We start from the raw sequence: 23,813 nt of genomic DNA, 5'->3' as shown, positions 1-23,813 counted from the left end.
TACTCAACTAAATTGACCAATTATAAGTCAAATAAAATCCATTAAATTATCATTCAATGGTTTAAATTTTAGTATACAATTAAAAAGAAACCTAAACTCACAGCTTTATAGTGTTGAAACACGTTTAGAGAATATTTTACTTTTTTCCAGTTTCTCTAAAAATTCGTTAGCCAGTACAGCAGGATTTCCTTTTGCAGTATTAATAACAGCATCAAAGGCTATTCTTTTTGGGATATTTAGCGAAATACGTTCTTGATTTTCAAAAAAACCAAAACGATTAGCTAGATTACTATACTCTTCAATGGTTTTTTTCGAGCCTATGCGCGGTACGTCATCAGATGCTAATTCCAGCGTATCATCCTTAAGTTCGAGTTTGATTACACTATCTGAGGTAGTTACAATCTGAGTTTTTTCTTCATAAGTTTTTTTCAGTACGTCAGGATCAAAAGGGTTTTCTAAAAATAAGGAATCACCATTTTTATCTGTATTGGCGTGTTTATTGACTATGTAAAACAGTTCATTTCTTGAGAGAACATGCTCGGAAGAATCATCAAATAATTTATCAGCCGTGACTAATGTTGCTAATTGATGGAAAGGGAATAATCCTTCTCGTTTATCCATAGGGTTATTGATGTTCGCTTTACGATTTCTCTCTTGAATACGCTCACTTAATTTCTGCATAGGGCAATAAGCAAAAACTGTAGAAGTGGTTAATGTTTCGCCTGGATTTTCTTCAATATATTGTTGTGCACGTTTTTGAAAATACTCTAAACATTCTTTGGCACTACCATCTGGGTTGGGTACGAGATCAATAACAATGGATTGCCCGGAATTGCTCCTATCGAACACCTCATCATAAAGTCTCTCCGTAGGATCATCAATTTTGGTAACAAGACGTAAGCCCTGAGCCAGTTTAGATATTTCGCTTTCCATAAATCCTGCTTTTGTTAGAACGTCTTCAAGGTTTGGAAGAGAGGGGTTAGGGAATCCATGGGCTTTAATTTGATGACTACCTTTCGATATAGTAAGCACCCCTGTACCACATAATGTTAACATTTCCTCTTGTGTCATTAGGGTTTGAAGGTTTTGTAAAACACCCGATTTATCGAGTAGTTCAACCATTAATGACTTTAGAGCAGTGGGACTCAGATTAACAATTTTACCCATCACTTCATCAATGCTCGAAGATTTCCATCCATGGGTTAAAACCAATTCTCTGCATAGTGATGATTTTCCTGCGGTTGATGATCCTAATAACAAAACAACATGCATGTAAACCTCTTTAATAGGGGGACAATGGATACAGTATAAGCTCTCTTAGCATAGTTAAACTCATATTACTCTGTCCGGATATTATACAAAAAAGAGGCTTTATTATTTTTAAATTCATCCTATTTTGCAAAACCTTTACATTGAATGATATTTTCTAAATGGCTTTTGATACGGTTATCTTCTGGATGACTTAACGAACCTTATGCAATCCCAGCGTTAAACTTCTATCTTTGGCTTAAATTACACATTGGTAGGCGGCTTAATTCAGGATTAACACTTTTGGTGGTTATTCCACACGACCCCTACAAAATAAATACTAAAGGGTTGTTTTAGTATATTCTCAACACTTAAGTGCGCAGTTTCAGTCATAGTTTCAGGGGGTAATAATACAATGCCTTTTTTATATCGAGAAAAGACGAATTCATTGCTAATATTCATAAGCGTACTATAAAACCAATTTATGTTTATTATACACCCAAAACAATATTTGCATATATATTAATTATAATGCGCTAAATTTCAACATTTTTTGATCGAAATACGATAACGAAAGATTGAAGGAACATCTAATAAGCTGGCCTGAAAGATCTATTGCCAGACCAGTAACTTACTAGCTAAAATCCAAAGCAAACGACAGAAACTTGCTTCTAAAAGGGATAACCAATAAAAAAATTGCATCCAGTATCTCATCGAACAATAGAAGACAGAATTGATTCTTGAAAAAGAAAAACGAACTCAAAAAGCAAAACTGAATTGGTTATAAATTTATTATCGGAAAAGCTTATAAGTTCATAGGATAATGCTTTATCAAACCATTTCAAAAATAGTAATTACTACTTAGATATTGAGCTTTCCCCTATCCTTTCCATCAATTTTGATTTTTTTCAAGAAAATTTAAAACATCGTTATTAAATTGTTTCGGGTCTTGTAAAAAAGAAAAATGACTGACCAAAGGCTGCAACAGAAAACCAGAATCAGGGATTTGCGCTGCCATAAACTCAGTGTTCTTGCGTTTAACTACCTCATCATGATCGCCATCTACAATCCAAACTGGAATTGTAATAGCCTTGAGTTGTGCTTTTGTAAAATGTGGCTGAGAGGCTGACATTTTACTGAGTTGAACGAAGAGAATTTTATAATCTTTTGGAGTAGATGATAATGCTTTATACTCATTCTTAGTTCGAGCAACATAATTTTTAAATACTGAACTTTTAAAAATATCTGCTTTGATACCAGAAGGATTAGAATTAGCAGCATAAGCAAAAAGTTTCGTCAACCGACTTGGATGATGTATCGCAATAAATAGCCCTATAATTGCACCATCACTCCAACCAATAATTGCAACTTTCTTAATTTTTAAGAAATCCAATAGACCGAGTACGTCTGAGGCCATTATGTCATAACTAAAAGATTGCTCATTCCTTGTGCTTCTTCCATGCCCCCTGCTATCCATCACAATGACTCTATAATGCTGAGCCAGTATCGGTACCTGATTTCCCCAGTAGCTTGAATTACCAAGACCGCCATGAAGCAAGATTACTGGTTGTCCATGACCATAGGTGGCATACCAAATTTGGACACCATTAATTGAAGCATAACCGCTATGTTCTGCTTTGGGCAAACTTGGTGTTGCTGGTAATTTTAACCATTGAGGTTCAGCATGAGTTACTATAGTAACTCCCCAAATTAACAGCACCCCCAATAACATGAAATAACGTGTCATATGACTGACCTTTAATTTTTTTATTTAATTCCAATTGGTTTATTAAATGATATGATTGTGATTCCCTTTTCATTTACGTAGTAAATCAGCAAGCTTGATATCCAGTTCCATCTTGTTTTTATATTGCAGTTTGGCTTTTATTTCTATTATCAATTGAGTCTGACTCGATGGGCTCGATTTTGGACTAATACCAAAATTCGGATTTTCTCCTGTTACGTTATCAGTTGTGCCAATATTATAACCCCATAGTCAAACTTGGTACTTCGATCAGCTCTTCGGCATTTTCAAAAATATTTAAAACCGTCACGCCAACTGATTTGCATTTTTCTGCTTCGCTTAAACTATACCAATGCCCTTCCATAAATACTTTTGTAATTAATTCCTTGCAAATAGCATTATAATCATCAACATGTTGATTATCAAAAAACTCAAGGATCACTTTTATGCTCCCTTTCACCCGAGTGGTTAACTTTGGTAGATTATTACCAAGTTCTGCTATTGAAGCATTGACGGCTTCATGAAGTGCAACAACTAGTTCTAGTTTTATGCCTTTGGCTATCAAGGCGTTTTCATCTTCATTGAACTGCGATCTATCAAAAAAATTCGACATATTTCCTCCAAAATAAAGATCATTTTTTGCGCACGCCACCATTATAAGCAACATGAAAGTATCGCACAATACAGTAGAATTACAGTATTGATGCCTCTCTCGTTATTCATTACAATGCGCAAAATTCATCCACGACAATTGTGTTCCCTATCCATACCTGAGTCGTTATTTCCGAGATTTTTATGCCTAAAAATAAAAATAGTTCAAATATATCACAGGAAGAGCTTGATAAACTCCGAGATGATATTGAAAGTCAATGGGAGAAGCTCGGGATGAATCCCTTCTCAAAATTCAAAGGAATGAAAGCTGCAAAGAAAATATATAAAGACACTAAAACAATAAATAACCACGTTAAAGAAGAAAAACAATATTACTGGTGTGGTATTGCAGGTGGGGTCGTTGACGTAAGCATGAGTACACTTGCTACCGCAGCAATGGCGACAATGACTGGCGCGCATCCCACTGCCATGTTGCTCTCTCAACCAGCGATATCACGAGGCTCAAAAACCTGCGGGGATCTGGCGCAACGAGGCTGTGATGCCGCTGTCAATTTTTTTATCAACCGATCACGCTATCAGTCTGCTAATACATATAACTCTCGGTTTATTGGGCTTTCAGGCACTAATTCTTTTCATGCTTCAAGCTCCTTCTCATCATCATCTAACAACAGCTCTTATTTTAATAGCTATCAGGTTGAGCGTACGGTAAAAGATGCGATTCGAGGTGAAATGAGTCGACTTAAACCCAGCATGGATTCTGCATATCTGCGAGCCCATATGAATCTGGGATTGGGTTATAACTTATCCCGATCGGAGTTTCGCTCTCTCGCTTCCAGCACTAACCTCATTAGCAGCTATAATCTTTTTAATCCAAGTTCAAAACTTTCCGATGTAAAGGCTTTTGCTCGTGAAATCGGCGGGGTTGCTGGAGAAGTGGCAACAATCACGGATCTCATAGACAGCGATGCGCAGGCGGAAGCGGATAATTATATTTTTTGTTTTGAATCCGATCAGTTTCCCTTTTCGAAAGAAATGGTTTACCAAATTCAGCAGGAATTAAAAGAGGCGTATTTTACTCACAAAACCTCACCGTTTTTTAGTTTACATTTTAATAATTTAGGCTATTTATATCCCGTCATCCACCCAGCTTTGCAAAACACGCTGGTCGGTCAGATTATTGCCCTACTTGATTATTGGATGAAAGGTTTTTTAAACGGCGGGATTTATGATGAAGAATTCCTAAAAATCTGGCATGAAATACGGCAATGTGATGAATCTTTTTTAAAGCAAAAGATCATTGACCTAAAAAAATACTGTGAAACAAATGCTAATGGCTTGCCCTACATCTCTTTGCGTGAACTCATGAACCGCAACGGGATCAAAGAATCGCATGGTAGTGAAGGCTCTCCCTATAAGCAACCATTCATGACTTCATTTCGTATTATTGCATACCAAGAGGCGATTGAACGTCATGAAAATATCCTTGTACCTCACCCGAACTTTCGCATTGAGTACAGCATTGATTTAATGCCCGATTATAAAAACCATGTTGAGTCCTACCTGCAAGAACACGGACACTATCCCTCAGATTATCAACATACACGCGATTGTTATGAATTATTCGCCGAAGAAATTAAAGAAAAAATGCCGAAGCTCCCCTTCTGTCAGGACTTCTTTCGTTTACTCGGTGTCATGAATACCTTTAGTTATTTTTATGCCACCCTTGATAAAATGGGTAAACAACCCGATTTGCCTCCTCTGACATCAACCATGCAGGTTAGTGTACCGAAAGCATTTCCCCCCATTCCTGTACGTTATTTTGAAACAAAACCTATCGACCTTCGTTTTAAACAAGTGCTGCAGGCCATACAAGGTAACTTAGGCTCAGAATCTGCGCTCGATGAGTTATTGTTTGCCTGTTTTAATACGCCGCGTCAGCGCATGACATTACCACCACGATTGGTAAATGAAATAAAAAGCACCATCGAAGCGATAGTAAAAAACCATTTATTAGCTGCAGGTACCAGCGAAGCAATGCTTGAATTAAATCAAAGTGAATTGAAGAACTATAGCCAACTGGTCACCCAATTGCTAACTCAGCAACTTCAATCGGCTCAGTTCAACATCGCTGATACCGTAAAAAAATCCACACGGATGTTAGCACAAGCGGAACGCACATCTCTGGCTCACCTCCCCTTACCTGCCCGCATTCAGGCAAGCATTGGAAAACTTGAAGCGCATACTGAAGCACTGTTAGCCCGCTGGAATGCAAACCCTGCGCTTGCGCAAACTGAAATCTTTGACATTCTCACGAATAACATGATGGTGACGGTAAATAAAGAAACAGGAGAAAAAATAAAGTTCATTGAATTCGTGCGCAATAAATTTCTACAAATTGAAAACTCAATTAATGAAGAACTTCCAAAGCAAATTGAATATATTATTAAAGAAAATGAAAAAGAAAAGAATCGAATCATTCTTATTCTGAAAAATATTGCAGACACTAAAAATGAAGCAGCCCAACACATAACCAAACGACAGACAACAATAAATGAAGCTGGAAGCGCTATTGCAGCAATCCACGAAGCTAACGTCAAAAATAACGGTCTGATTGGGCAGGTAAATACCAGAATTGCACAAGTTAGCCAGGAGTTTGATACATGGTATGCATCTATTCCACCTAGGCTTATCTCGCTGAATCAGGCCATAATTAGCCAAAACCGGGCGAGTACGGATCAAGAAATTGCACGACTTAATGCTATTGCACAAGAAATAAGCAATAAAATAGCACAAAACAATGAGTTCATTTCCAAAAACAATCAACTCATTTCTACGCTTCAACAAGATATAGCGAACATCAATGCAGAACTCCCTGCCAGCATTAATGCATTTATTCGTGAGTTTTTCAACGATGAAAACCAAGGACTGATTGAACAAATCATATCAGTACGACTGGCAGACGTCGCTGGCGATCTCGCCCCTTGCATCGCCAAGCTGAATCAACATTTTCAAACTAAAAACGATCAAGCAATTGAAGAATGTGATAAAAGAGTTAGCTCAAAAACGATTTTAAATGAACTATGCAAACAAGAGGCTGAAGTCTACTTAAAACAAATCATGACAGGTGAAATCAGCCGACTGAGTCGACATCTTTCCTTATTGCAACATATGGTTGCAAACTGGATGACTCATGAAAAGTTAATGAATTTTCCCATTGCTAAAACATACACCTACTCGGTTATCGGTTTCACCGGAGAGGCACTCGATAAAAAAACCGGGGATAAATTTAAAATTATTGGCGGTTGTGGCGTCTCGCTTCCTAATATATCAACCCGAGTATTAGCTAAAAGTGCACAATTTTGCGACGCACTTGTCCATGCATTTGGTGAATCATTAAAAGATATTGCCGAATTCACTGTCGATGGTCGAGCCTATACTGCACTGCGCATTGGCGTCATTGAAAAATCTACTGCAGAAGATCTCTTAAGCGATGAGCAATCATCACTGTGTGATGTATTTAGCCGAGTAATGAATACTGGGGAATCGTTAGCGGTCACCAATGAAGGTCTAAGTGACGTAGTGGATCAAAGCGGTGCCTCATTAATTCATTACATCGCAAGCTTTTTAAACGCAGATCAAACCAGACTGGTCATAGAAACGCACCCAGAACAATTGTATAAACGTGATCTCTTTGGCCATCTACCAATACATGCTGCAGCCCAAGCCAATCAGGCCGATGTGGTAAAATACCTGCTCCAAAAAGACCCTACCCTGCTTGAAGCAACCAATCAACGCCACGCCACCCCTCTTATGACAGCCATTGAGTATGGATGCAGGAACAGCGTTGATATTTTATTAGCCTCTGGTGCCAACGTAAATCATCTTTTACCTAATGGCTTATTTCCCTTGATGCTCGCCATTCAGAATAATTTTTCTGACATAGCAATTGCCTTAATAAAAAATGGCCGAGAGCTAAATCTCAATCAAAAGCTTGATAGTGGTGTCACCGCATTGCATGTTGCTATCGAAAATCAAATGCGCGACGTTGTACTCTTACTGATTGTCGGAGGGAGTGAGCTAGACATCCCTCGACAATCCGACGGTTACACTGCTTGGCATACTGCAGCAGCGTTAGGAGAATTAGCCATGATGCAAGCAATGGTTGCGCATGGCGTTTCCATTAAATCAGTTTTGGAGTCGCAAAAAAATGCGCTACATCTTGCGTCGGAAGCCGGACACCTGGAAGTGGTTAATTATTTACTCAGTCTGGGAGTGCCTAATGCGAAAACAAGTGATGGCGACACACCGCTTATGTTGGCTTTAAAAGCAGGTCAGTCACAAGTGGCTGAACGCCTGGCAGAAGTAATCGACCTTAATATCACCAATAAACTAGGCCAATCTGCATCACTACTAGCCATTCAATACGGGCAGGTTGCGGTGTCAGATTGCTTGATTGCACGTGGAGAAAATCCATTAATCGAAGACGTGCACGGCAACTCTTATTTATATTATTTGGTTCGTAATGGTGAATTTCATCGGTTCGCAAATTTAATCGAGAGCCATTCGATTCCCTTGGATAAACCTATACATGGTCATTCTTTAATTCATATTGCCGCCCAATACGGTCATTTTGAGATTGTTTATTATTTGTTGGATCAGGGATGCTCATTCATCGCTGCCAATAATTCACCTGATTTGCTTGGGTATGCGGTGATGGCCGATGAGATTGGTTATTTAAGAGAGCAGTTTTCTGGAAATAGTGCGCCTCTTGCCAAGCTTGCCGCACAAGCTGGCAGCGTACGTTGTCTGCGTTTTTTATTAGATAAATTAAGTAAAGAGGAAATCATTGCTGCAGAGCTTCTCAAAATTGCCATCACAAATGGGCATGTCACGGCAGTCGATGCCATTATAAAAAAACAGGGTGATATGCGCTGCGTGATAGATCATCTGGGGAATACGCCACTGCATTTAGCAGCCGCCACCGGTAACACGCAAATTATAGAACTGGTTGTTAAATCCGGTGCTGATTTCCTGATTCAAAACGCAAAACAACAAACGGCATTTCACTTGGCTTTTGCCAATAATGATGCGCAATCGTTCAAGAAATTACTCAGACTAAGTCAACCGGCAGAATGGCCGGCTGACCTTTGGAGCATGAATCGCATTAGGCTTGATTCGAATTTAAAGAAATTATTAGTTAAATATGAGAAACGCTTGCCTAAAACAGCGCTACAGCAAAAAATTTCAGCCAACATCACGACAGAATCTGTATTGGATGATCGCATTCAGGGAGAACGAAGGCAGGAATTAATTTCTTTATTAAATGATCAGGAATTTGATGACGCAATCGCTTTATTATCTCAACCCGGATCACAGTTTGGTGAGATAAAAAATCTCAATGAAGTTTTGCGACTAACGCTAGAAAATACCTACGACTATGCAGAACTATTTGATGCGCAAGATGATGAGCTCACCCCCGATACGGATCTTCCATGGAAACCAGACAGACTGTTAGCCTTTCTCAAATCGAAAGGCATGGATCCAAGCTGTTTTACCGGACGTCGTAATCCCTTATTATCAATTCTCACATCAAGCAACGATGAAGAGGCTTGCTACCGATTAACCCTGTTCGCCAAGGTTTTTCCTGAGTGCATTGCTGCATTAGTACAAGATAAAGTTATTTCAGGAAAAAATTGTGCTGAGCTGGCTTTAATAAAACGGTTTAACCAATTTTTTGATCAATGCGATTCTCTTTGCCGTTTGACTCAAGCACATGAGAGTCCCAATTATAATGCGCTTCACCAGGCAGTAGCTTCAGATAATTATGAGCTGACTAAACAGCTGCTTTCTCGAACCTCTGTTGTTGATTGCCTCAACGCAAAAGGACAAACGCCGTTGATGCTGGCCGCTTTGCAAGGAAATGTAACTATAGCGCAATTACTCATTGCCGGAGGTGCACAACCTGACCGTTGCGATCATAAGCAATTAAACAGTTTGCACTATGCCATTCTCGGAAAATCAGAAACAGTTGCTTTGCATTTATTGCCACTACTTAGACAGCGTCATTACGCTTCGCAAGAGGTAATGACGCCCTTATTATATGCGGCTCAACAAGGCATGTTGTCTGTCGTCAGTGCGCTTTGCTCTGATAGCAATGCCTTAAATCAAGTTGATTCTCTGGGACGAAATGCCTTGCATTTGGCGGCCTTGCACGGACATGTTCACGTCATTAAATATTTGGCGCAACGAGGATTTGGGTTAGATCAAGTCGAGTGCCCCTCATCCGAAAAAAGATCACAACGATCGCTAAAACGAACAGCCCTACATTACGCAGCATTAAAAGCACAACTGGATGCCGTAGTAACATTATTACAGCTTGGTGCGGACATGTATGCTACCGATGTGATTGGGAATGGGCTGTGTGAATATGCGGTGATTAGTCAAGACCCTGAGATGCTCCGTTTCGTGCAAAGCATGTCACTCTATCATCAACCAGAACGTTCAGGTAAAATTCTCCGTGCAGGTGTCATGGTAGATCACCCTGAAGTCGTTAGCGAAATGATTTTAAATGGCCGCACATTAACGACCCTGGATGAGTCCGGTAACAGTGTGTTGCATAGTGCCGCAAGAAACAACTCTGGAGAAGCTATTGAATTATTGCTTCAAGGTGACGACATCCCCTTAAATCTAAAAAATCGATTTGGTGATACCCCCCTTCATGTTGCTGCGAGGTTTGGCCATGTACGTATCATCGAAGCCCTGCTTGAAGCAGGTGCTATTATGGATCAAAAAAATGATGGCGGAACAACAGCGCTTATCCTGGCAGCCCAGGAAGGAAAACTCGGGGCAGTCATCACACTTCTAAAGTATCAAGCAGACTATTCAATCAAAGATGCAACCGATCTGACCGCAGCACAAACAGCCTTACTAAATGGCCATCTTCAAATTGCTTGCCGCATTGTCATGGCGGGTGATAAAAGCTTACAACCTTTTGCGGTTGAACAATTAAGCACGGGGAATCGTACGCTGCTCTATGAAAAAATGACTGACTTTGAACGACAGCTACAACACACTGCCAATACAGCAAGTTTATGTCAATTGGGACTTTTTAAAACGCTGGAGGCTCACGCTGATGCCAGTTTATTACGTCATCTAACGAGGGGGTTGCATGATCACGCCAGCAGCATGTCCAGATAAGCCGGTATTAGGCCTGGTAGATTATACGAAGTTCAAACTGGAGTCTTCGACCTGTGTCGCTACACTGTTTAGTCAGCATCAATCCGCATGGGATGCTTTTTGTCGGCACGTGGATAGCTCAGAGCTCAACAATACAAACCGTTTGATGTTGATGAAAATCGCATTTGATTGTTTGCATGAGCACTGCAACACCAGCGACTTGGCAAAATTACTTACTTTAGGGAGATATCTTAAAGATAACGTTGGTACACAGCTTTTTTTCATGCTTTTTTCCAAACGGGTTACCCCTGAATCAAGAAGGCTTGAACATTATGTTGCCGCCTGTCAATTGCTCATTGATTTGCAAGAAACGAGCGGACTCACGAGCCTGGTCAAGCAAAGTATGCCGAACCTGACCTCTCTGGTACAACGGTTAGAAGAAAAACAAGCCACTTATCTCGCTGAAAAATACCCAAGTCGAGACATTCATGAAACAATTGCCTGCTTTTGGGAGAATAGCTTCATTGAATTTCCATTGTCTCATGAAGAATTGGCGCACTTGAAAGCTGAATACATAGCAATCAATCCTTGGTTTGCCTTTTTGCAAAAACGTTCAAGTACTGATTTAAAAGAAAAAGCATTGCAATCTGCTGAAATCTGGAATGAAAGAAAAGAAATTGAACATCATCGTCGATTAATCGCAATCATTGCTGAATTAGTTCGTCGTCATTACAACATTTTCCCGCACGACACGCAAATGCTCGCCTTCATGGCTTTACTCATTACACCTGAACATTTATTAAAAGGCCGTATCGCCCAAATTAATACAGGCGAAGGAAAATCAACCATCATTGCGATGCTTGCAGCCTATTTTTCCTGTTTTGATCCAGCAGTGTATGTAATCACTACAACGTCTTATTTAGCGATTCGTGACCAGGAAAAATACCAGCCTTTTTTCAACAGTTTAGGCTTTAAGAGTACGAATATTTGCACCGAGTCTCCTAAAACAGAACAATTTAAAGCGAATATTATTTATGGAACCAACACAGACTTTGAGTTTGCGATGCTGCGAAACAGTCTTTATTGCCTGGGATTAAACGATGGAAAGTACACGGCAATAATCGATGAAGTGGATAGTTTATTTTTAGATGCCGCACTCAACTCTGCCATATTAGCCATACCCGGAACAGAAGATTGGAGTTGGGTATATCAGCCTATTTTATCCTTTGCTAATAACTCGTCCAACAGTACATCGTTAGCTGAGTTAAAAAACTATTTGGAGTCAACCCTGAACCCAGCTCATCTGGAACAACTTCAACAAATAAACGATAAGCAACTCAGCCGGTGGTTAAGAAGCGCCCGTGAAGCTTTATTTACTAAACATATTGACCGCGATTATCTGGTGAAGGAGTTATCAACGGGATCTGACATTGTTATCGTTGATTTTAATAACACCGGTCGATTAAACGAAGGATGTCACTGGCAAAATGGTTTGCATCAATTTTTACAGGCAAAGCACGGACTTAAGATAACACCTGAATCATTAACCGTAGCCTCTTTGTCTCACCCAACGTATTTCACCCAATTCCGCCGCATCATAGGCCTGACAGGAACCATGGGTCAGGTTGTTGAACGTGAAGAAATTCAACGAATTTATAACGTGGGAAGTTTTGATGTACCACCCCACTACCCCAGCTTGCGAAAGAAATTACCAGCTTATTTTGCAAAAACACCGAGCGAACAATACGAACGCATCCTGGAACATGCAAGAGCAATGAGAGATGAAGGCCGACCAATGCTCGTTCTCGTTAAAACCATTGCTGAATCAGTAAAATTATATTCATTTTTGGTCAATACAGGAATCACTCCCCAGTTGATTAATCTGACCCAACGCGAAGATGAGGACTATTTAATTGGTCAGGCTGGCGAGCCTGGAACAATTACCATTGCCACAAATGCAGCGGGACGCGGTACAGACATTATTCTTGCACTAAACAGTAAAATAGCGGGTGGATTACGTTTCATCTTTGGATTTTACCCCAAAAATCCAAGAGTTGAAGGTCAAGGCAATGGGCGAGCAGGGCGACAAGGTCAGCCTGGTGATTGCCAAATGATTTTAAGCGAAGAAGATGATTATATTATATTTCTGAGAAGGTGGGCAACCGCAAACCCTGGTGAGTATTCAGAACACATTGCCACATGGGAGCAATTGAATGCTGATGAGAAATTATCGACTTTAAATAGTATTCGTGCATCTTTTATTAAAACTGAGTCAGATCAACGCTATGTATTATGTCAAAAAGAAGCCATTTATTTTGAAAAGCTCGAGGGTTTCTTTACACGCAATCAAAGACTTTATCAGGCCTTACAAAATGAGTCCCTTTTAAAATCATTAACGCAAACCTGTGAATCAGCGCAGCAACGTCCTCTTTCTGAACCAACAGTTCATTTGAACACGTTATTAAAGGGATTTGAACCGCTTCAAGAAACCATCGACACTTTGCTGATGAGTCAAATACATAATATTAAGGTGGATTGGTCTGTCTTGCTGAAGCAGTATAAAGAACTGTATATGGAACAATTTCAAAAGACCTGGGCAGAATTTTACGATGCCCTCCATAAAGAAAACAATCATGCCTCACTGGATGTCATAAGACATACTACAGACTCAAAATACCAGGCAGTCGATCAAGTACTAAAAATCATGGATTTTAACCCAAACGAAAGTATCTGCAACATGTTGCAGGTATTATTAAGTACTTCTCTACGACGTCTGCTAGAAACTGGACACTGTTCTTTTGACTTCTCAGTTGGTTCGAGTTCGTCTCCACCGTCTATTGTTTCATCAAGTTCTAGTATATTTTCACCCAAGAAAATATCTGTTGTTAACATGGGGGTGAATGAGTCTCTACCTTTCAAATTAACAAAGGGATTTTCAGGTGCAGAAAAAACTCATCGATGGACAGATGGTAATGAAGCAGTTTTAACGATACCAACATCCAGGGAAAATAATTCAATTAGTTACATTATATTTCACACAACTGCGCTTATTTCCAATAAAATTACTCAAAAATTGATTGTTTCAGGAAAAGGTTTAGAAACTAAAATCTATGAATATAATACTTCCAGACCGGAACATCAGATAATTATAGATATTCCTGCAGAACTAAATGATGATATGGATATTCATTTTAATATGCCAAATGCATGCAAACCTGGTGAAGTAGACCCCAGCAATAGAGATCCAAGATCGTTAGCAATTGCATTCAAGACTGCGATCATTAGTGTTACCGTTCAACCTCCAAAAAAAGTACAGGCGTTTCCTGTCGCTCAACTTGGGCTTTTCAGCTCTTCAGCCACCAGGACATTCACCACAGCAATCGAAGGACTCCAAGCGGCTGATGGACCAGAAAAACGTCGACTGTTAGCAGCAGCTTATCGCTCCAGAGCAAACGAGTATGAGTCGTTTAAATCCTTTGATTTAGCCCAAAAAGACTTAGTAAGTGCAACCAATATCTGCACTGAACTCTTCTCAGAGGGAAAGGCTTTTTATAATCAAACACCCCGAGACTTTAACAATGCGCTAAAATCGTTCCAGGCCGTGGTAGAGCTGAATACAAATGACAAGGCAGCATGGTGGTATATCGGCCAGTGTTATGCCAGCCTACCCAGCATTGCCAGCTACCAAGAATTGTCATTCAAAGCGTTTAACCAGGCTACCACGATTGATTCGGAATATTTTAATGCCCAACATTGCAAGGGTGTAATGCTGATAAATCTTGGACGCCATCAGGAAGCTATTCCGGTCTTGTTAAAAGCGGCTAGCTTAAACAAAGACTATGCTCAGACCTATTATTACTTGTCAATCGCATTCAAGGCACAGGGTGATATTCATAAAGCTCATGAGACCATGAACACGGCAGCAGAATTGCTTCCAGCATCTTACGCTACGGCAAGAGATAATCTAAAAAATCTACTTGATGAGACCAATCGGATCTCCTTAGAGGAAAGAACGAGCTTACACATATAGAAAATATAAGATGAAAAGGATTCTCAGGCGACGCTCTCACTAGTCCATGCCACATTACGCCGGGCTGGTAGCCGTTGGCTAACTTGCACCTCATGCATTCTGCGTCACTGCAATTTTCCAGCAGTGACGCAGAAAAATCATCTTGATTTTACCGCGTAAAATCAACACATTTCAGCATTTTGTCCGATCCCGCCAATCGGGATTGGACAAAATTCTTTCCAAAATCCCTTGCGAAGCAAGCACTGCTTTGCTAATTTGAAATCAAGCATGACTGATGAGCTGGTGAAATTCTGGCGAAACGTCAACCGACGTCTTATGCTAAGCCACTTCATTCCCTAACCCCGTGGCTGGACGTTCAGTAGGGAAAACCATCTAGGAATCTCTGTCATCCGACAGGGCAACTCCCTCGGGAGTTTAAGTCAATTTATTTCAATTTGACCATGGACTTGTATGACAAGAGCCATTGTCTTGTCGTTTTTATTAATTATCAAAACAAGGAGGAAATAAGCACTAGAAAACTGTTGTATATCGGCGAGATCGTTTGCCTTATAACGATTGATTTGCCCCCCACTTCGAGCTTTATGGCTTTGGCCAGGTTTCATCTTTGAGTGAGCCGCTCGTTCAACACTAAACCAAAGACAGGGCAAATAAATTTTTATCGGATGGGATGATGAGAAAATACAGCTTAAGACAAACTGCCAATCAGTATTTAAAGCTCGGTAATCAAGGCAGTTACAAAATCAAAAAACAACGAGCATACGTCATTCATAAAATGATCGATGATCTCTATACCATTGGTGATGTGCCTTCTTCCTGGAAAGCTATCCAATCACACCATATCCACCAATTGGTAGCTCATTGGAAAAAGAGTAAAATACGTGCCAGCACGATTATGAATCACATGACAATTGTCAGGCATTATCTAAAAAGCATAGAATGCGCTATTCCCAATATAGACAATCAATCCCTACAACTCAGTAAAACCAGTCGAAAGCGTAAAAGAAAACTCAAAATCCAGCACGACCACTGGCACTCATGGGACAATCCAATACCACGCCTCATCATGGCATTACAAACAGAATTTGGCCTGACCTTTCAAGAAGCGATTTATATAAAGCCCGAAATTAACATCCAAGGTGACAGTATCTGGATAACCAGAAACATCGCATTTAATTCCGCAGACAGAACAATTCCTATCCGATTTGAAATGCAAAAAGCTATCCTCGATGAAATCAAAAAATTGACTGGCGGTAAATCTATCGCTGAATTTAATGATTATGAAGACACCAGAGTTGGCTGGCGTAAGGCTTTAAAAAAACATGCCTTACCAATTAACAAAGCCTACCGCTACCTCTATGCAAAACAGATGGCTCTGTATCTTTTACCACTATTGGGGAAATACGAAGCCTATTGGGTTATTCGCAGCGAAATGGGCATCAAATCCCGTGACTCTTTATGGAGGTATCTCAATGAGTAAATCCAAACTTAAAAACGCCCGGTACTCAATCAATGAATGTATTAAGAAAATCCAAAACTACTCCCACGCCAGCCGGGCAGATATGAAACATATGCTGAATCGCTGCGTCAAAGATTTGCACGAATTAGGCTACATGGTCACGCACATTAAAGGATTAAAGCCAAAGCACATACACATCCTGGTTGATTACTGGAAAGCCCAGAATAAAAACCCTGCAACGATTAAAAATTACATGGCTAAACTGCGAAAAGTGGCCTCGGTGCTAAACAAACCGGAGCTGGTTAAACAAGGTAACGTTAGTTATCAAATCAATAAACGTAATTATGCCCCTCAATACAATAAAGCAATCAACAACGTCGATTTTTCCAAATGCTCAGACCCAATGATCCGTTTATCCCTCGAAGCCCAATCCCTATTTGGCCTCCGTCGTGAGGAATCAATGAAGATTGTGCTCAGTGATGCTTGGCAAGGAAATAAATTGGTTATAAAACCCAGCTGGACAAAAGGTGGAATAGGGCGTGATATTAAACTAACGAATGAGCAACAACGACTATGGCTACTCAATGCTACAAAGCAAATTCCTGCTGGGCTATCCCTCATTCCTAAAGAAAAGACCTATAAAAATCATCTAGCACACTATCATGAAGTAATAGAAAAAATGGGGTTAAGCAAATGCCATGGGCTTCGTCATGCTTATGCTCAGCGAAGATATAATGAAATCACAAAATCCTATGATAAAACTGGTAAAGGCCTTATATGCCCAATACAAGGTGGTAGAACATATAAAGAACTTAACCCTCTTGAAAAATATTGGGACAGAACCGCAAGAGAAATTATTAGCCAGTCGCTTGGGCATTCGAGATTGAGTATTACAAAAATTTATTTGGGCTGACCGTTTTCAACACATAATTTCATTCGATATGGTTACTTAATCATCTCATAATCGGAATAAATTTCATGCAAAACTCCTTTTACATCAGTACCTTTAATTGGCCAGCATAAGGTTTTCCAAAATGCCCACCCCAAAGCTCGTATCCAGGTATCATTATCCAATTGAATTGCGTTCTTAAATGCTGTCCTTTCTTCGCCAGAAAAGAAATTCCATGCTATTACCAAATCACACGCAGGATCACCTACAGCAAGTTGGCCGAAATCGATTAGTGCACACAACCTTCCATCACGAACTAAAATATTGCCAATAGCCATATCTCCGTGAACCCAAACAGGTTTTAAGTGCCATTCAGAAGAGAGTGCCTGTTGCCACAATGATGAGGCAAAGCTTTGCTCATGAGCATCTTTAATTTTAGGAATTGCAAGTTGCACTTCATGATCATAAGCCTTTAACGAACCACCTCGATGAAAATTATGTGCGCCTGCCACAGGCCCACCCGTGGCATCTAAAGATTGAAATTCTCTTAAACACTTCCCTAATGCTTCCGCAAAACATTTCATATCATGAATATTCTGTCTTGAAGCAGACTCCCCTTCAATCCAACGATTGATACTCCAATGCCATGGATAATCTGGTGATGGTTTTCCTAGTGCAATCGGTTGCGTGATTTGAAATGAGAGTTGTTTGGAGAGCCATGGCAACCATTGATATTCTTTATTTATTTGTGGCTCATATTCCATATCACTAGGTAAACGAATCACCATTTCTTCACCTAAGTGAAATGTTCGATTATCCCATCCACTTTGGGCAACGGGATGTATCGGTAATGATTGCCATTGTGGAAATTGCTCAGCAATCAGCTTTTGGACTAAGTGTGTGTCAATTTTTACTTTATCCATTACAACCTCTATAGTTTCTTTATTGTAGGTTTTCTATGAAACTTGTGCGTAATCCCTGCATGTTCAAAATCAAACTCAAATTTAAAACCTAATTTTTCCATAACGCGCAATGATGGATAATTATTGTAAGCAGTAAAACAAATAGTGCTAGCCAAATTCAAATGCTTTTCAGCATAATCCAGTGATGCACGTCCCATTTCTAATGCTAAACCTTTTCCCCAGTGGGTTTGGACTATTTGATAAGTTAACTCAACTTCTTCTTTTCCATCGAATATAAAGGTCTTTAATCCCCCTCGCCCAACAAAGCTATGAGTTTCCTTGTCATACCACATCCAGGGAGCAAAACCATGTTGATTGTAATGATTCATATCCGACTCTAAACGACATAAAGCCTGGTGCTCATCGTATGAAACACCATAACATTGAATAAACTCAGGGTTTGCAAGCATTATTGTATAGTCGTCATGACACGCTAACTGAGGAATAAAGGCAATAAGACGTACGGTTTCAATGAATGGTTTATTAATGCCAAAATGCAAAAAGGCTTTCTCACCAATATCCTGACAAAATTCATTCTTGGCATTGGCATAATCAATCGTATTGTCATGAATTTTAATCAAATTAAGTTTAAGTGCTTCATACTCGTTAGCAATATTGGGATAAGCACACAAATAATTGCGAAATAATAGATGCTTCGCATACCAAGAAGATGGATAATTAACCAAATGAATCTGATGTGTTCGCTCACCATGTTCATTGTCTTTTTGGAAATAACGTCGATGTGGAAAAACTGATTCGAAAACCTGGTTATATCGATAACCCAATGATTCAATTTTTTGGATATCTTCAGAAGTAAATTCACGCAAACACTTAACACCAATTAAAATATCAATCACTGGTTTTGCACAAATGCCAGGAATAGCTGTACTGCCAATATGCTCAACTTGGATTATATTCTTAATATCCAATTGCAATAACTGTTGTTTTTCAATTGCAAACGCAGCTTGCCATTCAGGATTATAGGGAAGTAAGGTAATCATATTCTGAGATTTTGTATTTAATAATAACCAATATTGGGCTATCTTAGCATATGTCTTAAAAGTGTATTAAAAATATTCATCATATCGAGGAAAAAATGATTGCGATAAAAAGGCTAGACGAATTGCATATAAATGAATTGTCATCCTATCTCAATCATTACCAAGAAACGACTATGTTCATTAGGAACAATTTATACCACTCGGGAATTACCTACCAAGATGCACCATTTCACGGAGAATATTACGGGTCCTTTGAAAACAATAAAATTAATGGTGTTTTAGCTCATTATTGGAATGGTAATGTGATGATGCAAACTGAAAATTTTTCTGTATTATCAGCGTTAGTAGAAGAATTTGAACTCAAAAGAACAAGACCAATTGCGGGTATACTTGGCGAAGATAGCCAAGCCGGGTTCGTCATTGATAAACTAAACCTAGAAGCATCACAATTTGCCATTAATTATCAAGAAAAGTTATTCTTACTTAATCTCGACAAAATGACTTCACCTCAAGCAATTCAATCATATAGCTGCACACTCAAACCAGTACAAGATTGCGACATGGATATCATCAAAGAATGGCTTATCGCTTATCATATTGAAGCTCTCGGGGACGATGCTGATAATCGCACACTGGAACAATCCATTACTGATGAAATTCAAGATACGCAGCTTAGCCAAAATCGATGGGTTTTATTTGTAAATAACACCCCTGTTTCCTTCTGTGGATTTAATGCCAATCTACCTGATATTGTACAGATCGGCCCGGTTTATACTCCTCCTTCATTAAGAAATAAAGGTTTTGCCAGAATTGCTGTGTACCTTTGCCTCAAACAAGCTGCCGACCAACAAGTTAAAAGAGCCATTTTATTCACCAATGATAATTCCGCTATATGCGCATACCAAACCCTTGGTTTTCACCAAATTGGAAAATATCGATTGGCACTGTTAAAATAATGCGCTCATTGGGGGTATGATGTATGGTTGATCTTGAAATCGTTAGTTTCTTGTCATTAATTTTTCTGGGTATTATATTTGGTTATATTGCCGGACGATATCGCAAACGGGCAGCTGAAAATTGCGGTGAAGCTCGAGTCAGGCACGCTTTAGCAAAGTATTGCCAAAACAAAGACGCTCATGTTCTAAGCAATATTACTTTACGTTTAGAGGATGGTTCCACAACTCAAATCGATCATATTCTAATTACAACTAAAGGCATATTCGTTATAGAAACAAAGCATTACAAGGGATGGATATTCGCTAAAGCCAACTCAAGAAGCTGGTCTCAATCGCTCTATTACGATAAATTCAGCTTTCAAAACCCCATCCATCAGAATTATAAACACGTTAAAGCCATTCAAAAGACCTTTGATTTCATAGAACCACAGTATATCCATAATATCGTGGTTTTTAGTGGGGAAGCCGTGTTTAAAAGTGCCAAACCTCATAATGTTTTTTATATAGAAGAATTAATTTCTGCAATCGAGCAATACCCCGATGGTGTCTTAAGTTTAAATCGTGTTCAATTTTGCGTTGGGCGATTAGAGTATTTACGCCTAGCATTAACACATGAAACTGATGTTGAGCATCAGGCATATTTAACACAACGGTTTGGTAATCGTTGTAGGAGTTAATGAAGACAACATCCTGCTTGATGAATCACCAACTATCGAAACACATTCTCTATCACTAAAAGAGCACAATAAGTTCATTTGGGTTCATTTAATATCACCAAGAAAAAAATCTTGATTTCCAATACTGGCTTGGTAATCTGAAAGCAACACAACTGATGAGTCAGTGCAATTCTGACGAAACCACCAGGTCTTGTGATATGCCATCTTGTTCCCTAATTCATGGCAAAGCGTTTAGCAGGGAAACCCCATCAAGAGATGTTTTACGGCTTTACGCCCGAGGAGTGCTTTAAGCACATCATCATTAATAACCAGGTAAATCAACCGATGTTTCGGTGATCTTTTTTGTATAACCCAATTGGGATGAACAGTCCTTTTTGGGGCTAATCCTCCCTACTCAAGGAGATAGCATGCAACAACAGAAACCAGTACAACTTGAGATTGAACATTTGCTCTTTGAGCTGAATTGTTGTGTGAATGAATTAAGTCGCTACCGACTTCAAATTAAATCCCATGACATTCAGCAGGCAGAGTTAAGTTTGCATAAATTGGAATCTCTGATTTCGTTTCTCAAACAGTTTGATACTCAACGAATCGCTTGTTAATTGAAGTAATTTAAGTTTTATCCGCATAACAGAAAACCATCTGCCTATGCGGATGGTTTTCTGTTATGCAGCTCACATTAAAAAATAACAGGAGAATACAATGACTGCATCTTTAAATCGCATTCAATTAATCGGTAATCTCGGTGCTGATCCTAAAAGCATCGCCGGAAAAGACGGACAATCATTTGTCACCGCCACTTTGGCTACTAATGAGTCATTCAAAAAGAATGATGAATGGCAAACCAGAGTGGAATGGCATCAGCTGGTGCTTTTTGGAAAGCTGACTAAAGTCGCTGAATATTTAAAAAAAGGTTCGCAAGTCTATATCGAAGGTAAATTGCGTTCCAATCAATGGACTGACAATGAGGGCAAAGCACGCCAAGCCTTAAGCATTATTGTTAGCCACATTCAGCTTCTCAGCCCACCGAAATCAACAGATGAATCCAGCAGCAAAACCGCAGAACAGCACATGTCTCAGATGCGTGAAATGTTGCAACCGGATTCGGAAGAAATTCCGTTTTAATCATACCCTACCACGGGAGCAAGCTCCCGTGTGGGATAGCTCCCTTAATACAAGGAGATAATCCCATGGACACCCCTTCAATCTACGTCGCCTGTTTAGCATCCTACAATAACGCCATCCTGCATGGTGTATGGATAGATGCCACACAATGCGAAGATGACATCATTAAAGAAATCTGGGAAATGATGGATAACAGCCCAAAACCCAATGCTGAAGAATACGCAATACATGATTATGAAGGATTCGGCAGCATCAAAATTCATGAATATGAGTCAATAAGTAACATTGTAGAGTATGCTTCATTTATTCAAGAACACGGAGAGCTAGGCTTAGCCCTTCTCTGTGATTATTCGGTAGATGATGCACAAACCATGTTAGAGGATCATTACCAAGGTTGTTATGATTCAGAGGTTGATTTTGCCAGGCAGTTATTTGATGACTGTTATGCCCATCAAATGCCGGATAGTTTGATCTGCTATTTTGATTTTGAGGCTTTTGCTCGAGATCTCTTTATTAGTGATTACTGTTCAATACAATACAATGAAGATACTCATATATTTATAAATTACTAAGCCTCTAAATTGAGGCTTTTTTATTAGGTTATAATCACATTATAATGACATGTTATCTGAGATTAATCATATGGACGACAATCAAGATCAACCAATTGAAAAAATATTAATCGCAAAACCACTTGCAAAAAGGTCTAAAACTCTCAGTAGTCACGATTCTAATCAAAAATCATTGAAAGTTCTTGATGACTGGGCAAAATCGCAATCAATAATGCAGGAAATATCACAAATACTATACCCTGATAATAAATTTGAAAAAAAATTATCATTTTCAAATTTTAGTGATGTACAAATAACAGTTCTTCAAGCCAAGGCACTTTATTTGTCTTACAGATTTTGTAGAGAAGAATATATATACCTTATACTTACTCCTATTGAATCCTTTCACAGTTCAAGATGGAGTGACAAATTTTATGATGATCGTATTCACCCAATTTTAAATAAAATGGATAAAATTGAAAAAAAACATGGCCTTAAAGATGGTCATTACTGGCCTGCTGGAAAAGGGCCACGTGAGTACAACAAACTATCAAAAGAATACGATAAAATATACGAAGAAACATTTATAGACACTTTAAGAGAATTTGATTTAAATGATCTTGCAGATTTAAAAGCAAAAAAACCAAAAGAATTTGATAGGTTACGAGAACATGGGCGTAGAATTTTCCATCATAAGGATGCTACTTCTGAAATACTAAGAGAGACTGTAATTAACTATGAAAAGGATGCGATAAAATCATCAAAAGCAGGTGCCTATCTTGCTGGAGTTATTGCATTAGCCGCTGCTTTAGAAGGAACGCTAATATTAATCTGTTTAAAATCCACTCCACTCGCAGAAGCAGCATTTAAAGAAATTGTGAAACAAGACATAAAGGAAACTGATACCAAAAGAAACAAAAAGAAAGGCAAGGCAAAAGATCCAACCACATGGAGCTTTGATAAACTTATACAGGTATGTACCAAAGCTGGCTGGATACAAAACATAGAGACTGAAAATGCCGTTTTTAATACTTCAGAAATAGCCCACCTTTTAAGGAAAATGAGAAATTACGTACACCCAGCTAGACAAAGCAAGGAAAAACCGTGGATGGTAACAAGTGAAAAAGAATATCAAATGGCTCAGAGCATATATACAGCTCTGGTATATTCCTTAAACGAAAAATATCATGTGTTTAAATAAAGTAATTGTTATCGACATTAAATTATAGTCTCTTTTTAAAAGCTTAATTTAACTTTGATATCAATTAATATCTATCAATTACATTTCAAAAACGGTACCAAAATTGGTACCAAATTTTCAGGAATATTGATTTTTAATTTGTAACCCATTGATTTTAATATGCCGCTGATGTGAATCGAACACAC

Annotated in this window: 15 protein-coding genes; 10 read left to right on the top strand and 5 right to left on the bottom strand. The window is 39.0% G+C overall.

Annotation, left to right across the window (positions count from 1 at the left end; genetic code table 11):
* Window positions 1–105: 105 nt before the first annotated feature.
* The 3 genes from Lwor_RS09110 to Lwor_RS09100 form a co-directional block, all read right to left on the bottom strand.
* Window positions 106–1,272: a hypothetical protein gene (locus tag Lwor_RS09110; RefSeq protein WP_058493579.1), complete on the bottom strand. Its 1,167-nt coding sequence runs from the start codon at window positions 1,270–1,272 to the stop codon at window positions 106–108.
* An 868-nt stretch (window positions 1,273–2,140) separates the two neighbouring features.
* Window positions 2,141–2,995, bottom strand: a complete 855-nt coding sequence (locus Lwor_RS09105) for an alpha/beta fold hydrolase (RefSeq protein ID WP_058493578.1) — start codon at window positions 2,993–2,995, stop codon at window positions 2,141–2,143.
* Window positions 2,996–3,230: 235 nt separating this feature from the next.
* The gene (locus Lwor_RS09100; protein WP_157063138.1) at window positions 3,231–3,605 is read right to left on the bottom strand and encodes a hypothetical protein; all 375 of its coding nucleotides are present in this window, start codon (window positions 3,603–3,605) and stop codon (window positions 3,231–3,233) included.
* 182 nt (window positions 3,606–3,787) lie between these two features.
* Between Lwor_RS09100 and Lwor_RS09095 the strand changes: the two genes are divergently transcribed.
* The 4 genes from Lwor_RS09095 (at window position 3,788) to Lwor_RS09075 (ending at window position 17,179) form a co-directional block, all read left to right on the top strand.
* Window positions 3,788–10,801: an ankyrin repeat domain-containing protein gene (locus Lwor_RS09095; protein ID WP_058493576.1), complete on the top strand. Its 7,014-nt coding sequence runs from the start codon at window positions 3,788–3,790 to the stop codon at window positions 10,799–10,801.
* Window positions 10,773–14,810, top strand: a complete 4,038-nt coding sequence (locus Lwor_RS09090) for a preprotein translocase subunit SecA (RefSeq protein WP_058493575.1) — start codon at window positions 10,773–10,775, stop codon at window positions 14,808–14,810. Before Lwor_RS09095 ends, Lwor_RS09090 begins: the two co-directional genes overlap by 29 nt.
* A 670-nt stretch (window positions 14,811–15,480) precedes the next feature.
* A complete protein-coding gene (locus Lwor_RS09080) occupies window positions 15,481–16,287 on the top strand; it encodes a phage integrase N-terminal domain-containing protein (RefSeq protein WP_058493573.1) in 807 nt (268 codons plus the stop codon).
* Entirely contained in the window at window positions 16,280–17,179 is a 900-nt protein-coding gene (locus Lwor_RS09075; protein ID WP_058493572.1) for a phage integrase N-terminal domain-containing protein, read from the top strand. The genes Lwor_RS09080 and Lwor_RS09075 overlap by 8 nt, the downstream gene beginning before the upstream one ends.
* Before the next feature lie 32 nt (window positions 17,180–17,211).
* On the opposite strand, the gene Lwor_RS09070 is transcribed toward Lwor_RS09075, so the two are convergent.
* Both Lwor_RS09070 and Lwor_RS13520 read right to left on the bottom strand, forming a co-directional pair.
* On the bottom strand, window positions 17,212–18,078 hold the full coding sequence (locus tag Lwor_RS09070; RefSeq protein WP_058493571.1) for an aminoglycoside phosphotransferase family protein: 867 nt from the start codon (window positions 18,076–18,078) through the stop codon (window positions 17,212–17,214).
* Between the two features lie 8 nt (window positions 18,079–18,086).
* Window positions 18,087–19,118 carry a bifunctional GrpB family protein/GNAT family N-acetyltransferase gene (locus Lwor_RS13520; RefSeq protein WP_058493570.1) on the bottom strand — a complete coding sequence of 344 codons (1,032 nt, stop codon included), beginning with the start codon at window positions 19,116–19,118 and terminating at the stop codon, window positions 18,087–18,089.
* 95 nt (window positions 19,119–19,213) lie between these two features.
* Here Lwor_RS13520 and Lwor_RS09060 point away from each other — a divergent pair, with 95 nt between their 5' ends.
* The 6 genes from Lwor_RS09060 to Lwor_RS09035 all read left to right on the top strand — a co-directional run bounded on the left by Lwor_RS09060 (window position 19,214) and on the right by Lwor_RS09035 (window position 23,628).
* Complete coding sequence (locus tag Lwor_RS09060) at window positions 19,214–20,074, top strand: GNAT family N-acetyltransferase (protein WP_058493569.1); 861 nt, start codon at window positions 19,214–19,216, stop codon at window positions 20,072–20,074.
* Between the two features lie 23 nt (window positions 20,075–20,097).
* Window positions 20,098–20,751: a nuclease-related domain-containing protein gene (locus Lwor_RS09055; protein ID WP_058493568.1), complete on the top strand. Its 654-nt coding sequence runs from the start codon at window positions 20,098–20,100 to the stop codon at window positions 20,749–20,751.
* Window positions 20,752–21,158: 407 nt separating this feature from the next.
* Window positions 21,159–21,353, top strand: coding sequence for a hypothetical protein (locus Lwor_RS09050; protein ID WP_058493567.1), 195 nt, complete (start codon window positions 21,159–21,161; stop codon window positions 21,351–21,353).
* Window positions 21,354–21,453: 100 nt separating this feature from the next.
* Window positions 21,454–21,876 (top strand): single-stranded DNA-binding protein, encoded by a 423-nt coding sequence (locus Lwor_RS09045; RefSeq protein WP_058493566.1) that lies wholly within the window; start codon window positions 21,454–21,456, stop codon window positions 21,874–21,876.
* Window positions 21,877–21,941: 65 nt separating this feature from the next.
* Entirely contained in the window at window positions 21,942–22,448 is a 507-nt protein-coding gene (locus Lwor_RS09040) for an antirestriction protein ArdA (protein WP_058493565.1), read from the top strand.
* Window positions 22,449–22,518: 70 nt separating this feature from the next.
* A complete protein-coding gene (locus Lwor_RS09035; protein ID WP_157063136.1) occupies window positions 22,519–23,628 on the top strand; it encodes a hypothetical protein in 1,110 nt (369 codons plus the stop codon).
* The last annotated feature ends 185 nt before the right edge of the window (window positions 23,629–23,813 follow it).

The sequence above is a fragment of the Legionella worsleiensis genome, from assembly GCF_001467535.1.
GTDB lineage: Bacteria > Pseudomonadota > Gammaproteobacteria > Legionellales > Legionellaceae > Legionella > Legionella worsleiensis.
The sequence above is the reverse complement of the archived record's forward strand: the minus strand, read 5'-3'. Positions and strand labels throughout refer to the sequence as shown.

What these genes read in the sequence shown, in the direction of transcription:
- Lwor_RS09110 (WP_058493579.1), bottom strand. Translation starts at nt 1,272, where the DNA reads ATGCATGTTGTTTTGTTATTAGGATCATCAACCGCAGGAAAATCATCA.
- Lwor_RS09105 (WP_058493578.1), bottom strand. Translation starts at nt 2,995, where the DNA reads ATGACACGTTATTTCATGTTATTGGGGGTGCTGTTAATTTGGGGAGTT.
- Lwor_RS09100 (WP_157063138.1), bottom strand. Translation starts at nt 3,605, where the DNA reads ATGTCGAATTTTTTTGATAGATCGCAGTTCAATGAAGATGAAAACGCC.
- Lwor_RS09095 (WP_058493576.1), top strand. Translation starts at nt 3,788, where the DNA reads ATGCCTAAAAATAAAAATAGTTCAAATATATCACAGGAAGAGCTTGAT.
- Lwor_RS09090 (WP_058493575.1), top strand. Translation starts at nt 10,773, where the DNA reads ATGATCACGCCAGCAGCATGTCCAGATAAGCCGGTATTAGGCCTGGTA.
- Lwor_RS09080 (WP_058493573.1), top strand. Translation starts at nt 15,481, where the DNA reads ATGAGAAAATACAGCTTAAGACAAACTGCCAATCAGTATTTAAAGCTC.
- Lwor_RS09075 (WP_058493572.1), top strand. Translation starts at nt 16,280, where the DNA reads ATGAGTAAATCCAAACTTAAAAACGCCCGGTACTCAATCAATGAATGT.
- Lwor_RS09070 (WP_058493571.1), bottom strand. Translation starts at nt 18,078, where the DNA reads ATGGATAAAGTAAAAATTGACACACACTTAGTCCAAAAGCTGATTGCT.
- Lwor_RS13520 (WP_058493570.1), bottom strand. Translation starts at nt 19,118, where the DNA reads ATGATTACCTTACTTCCCTATAATCCTGAATGGCAAGCTGCGTTTGCA.
- Lwor_RS09060 (WP_058493569.1), top strand. Translation starts at nt 19,214, where the DNA reads ATGATTGCGATAAAAAGGCTAGACGAATTGCATATAAATGAATTGTCA.
- Lwor_RS09055 (WP_058493568.1), top strand. Translation starts at nt 20,098, where the DNA reads ATGGTTGATCTTGAAATCGTTAGTTTCTTGTCATTAATTTTTCTGGGT.
- Lwor_RS09050 (WP_058493567.1), top strand. Translation starts at nt 21,159, where the DNA reads ATGCAACAACAGAAACCAGTACAACTTGAGATTGAACATTTGCTCTTT.
- Lwor_RS09045 (WP_058493566.1), top strand. Translation starts at nt 21,454, where the DNA reads ATGACTGCATCTTTAAATCGCATTCAATTAATCGGTAATCTCGGTGCT.
- Lwor_RS09040 (WP_058493565.1), top strand. Translation starts at nt 21,942, where the DNA reads ATGGACACCCCTTCAATCTACGTCGCCTGTTTAGCATCCTACAATAAC.
- Lwor_RS09035 (WP_157063136.1), top strand. Translation starts at nt 22,519, where the DNA reads ATGGACGACAATCAAGATCAACCAATTGAAAAAATATTAATCGCAAAA.